This window comes from Bacillus sp. NPDC077027, assembly GCF_050269555.1.
Classification (GTDB): domain Bacteria; phylum Bacillota; class Bacilli; order Bacillales; family Bacillaceae; genus Bacillus.
In genome coordinates, this window is record NZ_JBNNIO010000009.1 from 45564 (window position 1) to 47857 (window position 2294).

At 41.5% G+C, this 2294-nt stretch carries 5 protein-coding genes and 1 pseudogene; all 6 read left to right on the plus strand.

Going from position 1 to position 2294, the window contains the following annotated elements:
- On the plus strand, positions 1 to 594 hold a 594-nt coding region (gene map / locus ACQKEZ_RS19055), incomplete at its 5' end, for a type I methionyl aminopeptidase (RefSeq protein ID WP_427303528.1).
- A gap of 6 nt (positions 595 to 600) precedes the next feature.
- Positions 601 to 941: pseudogene (locus ACQKEZ_RS19060) on the plus strand (KOW domain-containing RNA-binding protein).
- The gene (gene infA / locus ACQKEZ_RS19065) at positions 919 to 1137 is read left to right on the plus strand and encodes a translation initiation factor IF-1 (RefSeq protein WP_099679368.1); all 219 of its coding nucleotides are present in this window, start codon (positions 919 to 921) and stop codon (positions 1135 to 1137) included. The pseudogene ACQKEZ_RS19060 and the gene infA overlap by 23 nt, the downstream one beginning before the upstream one ends.
- 30 nt (positions 1138 to 1167) lie before the next feature.
- Entirely contained in the window at positions 1168 to 1281 is a 114-nt protein-coding gene (gene rpmJ / locus ACQKEZ_RS19070) for a 50S ribosomal protein L36 (protein WP_003156543.1), read from the plus strand.
- A gap of 21 nt (positions 1282 to 1302) precedes the next feature.
- Complete coding sequence (gene rpsM, locus ACQKEZ_RS19075; RefSeq protein ID WP_427303530.1) at positions 1303 to 1668, plus strand: 30S ribosomal protein S13; 366 nt, start codon at positions 1303 to 1305, stop codon at positions 1666 to 1668.
- 20 nt (positions 1669 to 1688) lie between these two features.
- Complete coding sequence (gene rpsK, locus ACQKEZ_RS19080) at positions 1689 to 2084, plus strand: 30S ribosomal protein S11 (protein ID WP_008356548.1); 396 nt, start codon at positions 1689 to 1691, stop codon at positions 2082 to 2084.
- The last annotated feature ends 210 nt before the right edge of the window (positions 2085 to 2294 follow it).

The following is a 2294-nucleotide window of genomic DNA, read 5'->3' on the forward strand; positions in this document are numbered from 1 at the left end:
TGTCCAATCACAACTTTTAAAGGGTATAATGGTTTTCGCGGGAGCATTTGCGTTTCGGTGAATGAAGAACTCGTTCACGGTATTCCTGGTAAACGGGTTTTACGTGATGGAGACATCATCAGTATTGATATCGGCGCAAAATTAAATGGCTATCATGGTGACTCTGCTTGGACATATCCAGTTGGGGTGATCAGTGATGAGGACCGCAAACTACTGGAAGTCACAGAGGAATCTTTATATAAAGGCTTACAGGAAGCAAAGCCAGGTGAACGTCTGTCGAACATTTCCCATGCCATACAAACGTATGTTGAAGATGAGAATTTCTCAGTTGTTAGAGAATATGTTGGACATGGGGTCGGACAGGATCTTCATGAGGACCCTCAAATTCCTCATTATGGTCCACCCAACAAAGGCCCGCGGCTAAAACCTGGAATGGTGTTGGCCATCGAACCGATGGTGAACGCAGGCAGTCGATATGTGAAAACATTGGCTGATAACTGGACGGTAGAAACGGTTGATGGGAAAAAGTGTGCTCACTTTGAGCATACAATTGCGATTACAGATACAGGTTTTGATATACTGACTAAGGCTTAGGTTTATATGAAACCAAAAGCCAAAGCCTTTCAAGCCCAAATCGGGCAGATTGTCCGTATAGATCAAGGGAAAGAACAAGATCAGTATGCAGTTGTCGTCGGTATGATCGATGATATCCATGTACTAATCGCAGACGGAGAAAAGCGTAAATTTCATTCTCCTAAGAAAAAAATATCAATCATTTAACCTTTTATGATTGCGTATCTCCGGAAGTTCAGAACAGTATATTCAAAACAGGTCGTGTGACAAATGGGAAATTGAGATTTTCTCTTTTGAAATTTGTCAGAGAGCAAGTTACTGATTTGAAGAAGGGAGAACAATTGAATGGCGAAAGACGATGTAATTGAAGTGGAAGGTGCTGTAGTTGAGACTTTGCCAAATGCAATGTTCAAAGTAGAACTAGAAAACGGGCACACAGTTTTAGCGCATGTATCGGGAAAAATCCGTATGCACTTCATTCGCATTTTACCTGGAGACAAAGTTACGGTAGAATTATCTCCATATGACTTAACTCGTGGTAGAATTACGTACCGTTACAAATAATGCACTCCGGAAGAAGGAGGTTGGAAACACATGAAAGTGAGACCATCTGTTAAACCTATCTGTGAAAAATGTAAAGTTATTCGCAGAAAAGGAAAAGTAATGGTGATCTGTGAAAACCCAAAACATAAACAAAAACAAGGCTAATAACAAGGAGGTGCCCAAATCATGGCTCGTATTGCTGGTGTAGATATTCCACGTGATAAACGTGTTGTCATTTCTTTAACATATGTTTTTGGAATTGGTCGTACGACTGCTCAGCAGGTTCTGAAAGAAGCTGGTGTTTCTGAAGACACTCGCGTTCGCGATCTAACTGAGGACGAACTTGGTAAAATCCGTGATAACATTGACAAACTTAAAGTAGAAGGTGACCTTCGTCGTGAAGTTTCACTTAACATTAAGCGTCTAATCGAAATCGGAAGCTACCGCGGAGTCCGTCATCGCAGAGGACTTCCTGTTCGTGGACAAAACACAAAAAATAATGCGCGTACTCGTAAAGGTCCGCGTCGTACTGTAGCTAACAAGAAGAAATAAGTAAAGGAGGTAGTTAAAGAATGGCTGCTGCTCGTAAATCAAATACGCGTAAACGTCGCGTAAAAAAGAATATTGAAGCTGGAATTGCTCATATCCGTTCCACTTTCAACAATACGATCGTAACGATTACTGATGTTCATGGAAACGCAATTTCTTGGTCAAGTGCTGGTGCATTAGGATTCAGAGGTTCTCGTAAATCCACTCCTTTCGCTGCACAAATGGCTGCTGAAACAGCTGCTAAAGGTTCTATTGAACACGGTCTTAAAACACTTGAAGTAACTGTTAAAGGTCCTGGTTCTGGTCGTGAAGCTGCAATCCGTGCACTTCAAGCTGCAGGTCTTGAAGTAACTGCAATCAGAGACGTAACTCCAGTTCCTCATAATGGATGCCGTCCGCCAAAACGTCGCCGCGTGTAATTTGTTTGTATAGATTTTGTGTCCCTGTCAATAATGGGTTATGATACAGTTATTTATGAGACGAATACACGACTCGTTGCCTGAGCACATACGGGACTAAACAATGAGGAATTTCGGATGGAATCTCATATGATTCTATTCGAGGTTTCGACGTTTTGAAGGAGGGTTTTATTAGATGATTGAAATTGAAAAACCAAAAATCGAAACGGT